This window comes from Rhodohalobacter sp. 8-1 (genome assembly GCF_038150125.1).
In the GTDB taxonomy this organism is placed as follows: domain Bacteria; phylum Bacteroidota; class Rhodothermia; order Balneolales; family Balneolaceae; genus SW132.
In genome coordinates this window covers 1-1,006 of sequence record NZ_JBBVMF010000056.1, presented here as the reverse complement: position 1 = coordinate 1,006, position 1,006 = coordinate 1, and the positions used below count along the sequence as shown (strand labels likewise).

At 54.1% G+C, this 1,006-nt stretch carries 1 protein-coding gene; it reads right to left on the bottom strand.

Annotated elements, in window-relative coordinates; translation table 11 throughout:
• A partial coding sequence (locus AABW11_RS19985; RefSeq protein ID WP_340107099.1) for a reverse transcriptase domain-containing protein occupies nt 1–609 on the bottom strand: 609 nt, incomplete at its 3' end.
• Nucleotides 610–1,006 lie beyond the last annotated feature (397 nt).

Below are 1,006 nucleotides of genomic sequence, written 5' to 3'. Positions count from 1 at the left end.
GTAGGACAACCTCCCGCCTTCCAGCACACCGGCTTTAAGCCACTTATCTATCATCCGGCGAATCACACCGTCTTTTATCCGCAGGTCGAGTATCTCCCGCAACTTCCCGTGGTCAATGCTCCCGAAGTAGTTGGCCATGTCTGCATCAATGATGTAGTATTTGCCGTTAAAACTCACTTCTTTAAAGAGCATCTCCAGGGCCTGATGCTGCGATTTACCCGGACGAAACCCGTACGAGTTCGGGTAGAACAGCTGTTCGTACACCGGGGTGAGGACGTTGGTAACTGCCATCTGCAGCACCTTATCTTCAACCGTCGGCAGGCCCAGCGGACGCTGTTTGCCATCCCCTTTAGGAATGTATGTGCGCCGAATCGCCGGGGCACGGTATCGCCCGCTTTTGAACTGCGTAAGCAGCTCTGGCAACCGTTCATCCCGCTGTTCATTGTACTCGCTCCAGCTTTGCCCGTCTACTCCGGGTGCCCCTTTTTTATTCAGGGCATCCAAACACTGGTTCAGCATCGCAAGATCAATAAAACCGTGCAGGTTCGTCAAGGGTTCATCGGGATATGCCCTCGCCCTTTCCGCTATGTGTAAGTCTACTGTTGACATATTAGTCAATGACTCTGGTTCATGTTATGTTTCTGAGTTACACGTCCACAAACAGGCACCCCCCTTCCCTGACAGATGGGTCTCGTGGAGCCAATTCCCCATCCTTCGGCGGTACTATGAAGGTGCTAAGACTGCCTTCGTCCGTCTCCTTGCCTTCGGTTTCCCTCGGCTTGGATACCACATCGCCGTTGCCGGTTTCTTATCGCCCTCCATCCGGCAACGGCGGGATGAATGGCCTGGACCTTTGGTCTACCGGTTGTCCCTGACTCCGGTGGTTTCGAGTGGAGACGTTAGGCTCTCCCAAGTTTCCGTGAAAACCTCCTGTGAGTTTGCTCTGCTCTGGGACCCCGGTCGGAACGGATCAGCCTTACCTATAGCGGCTGTCTGTTGCTGTTCC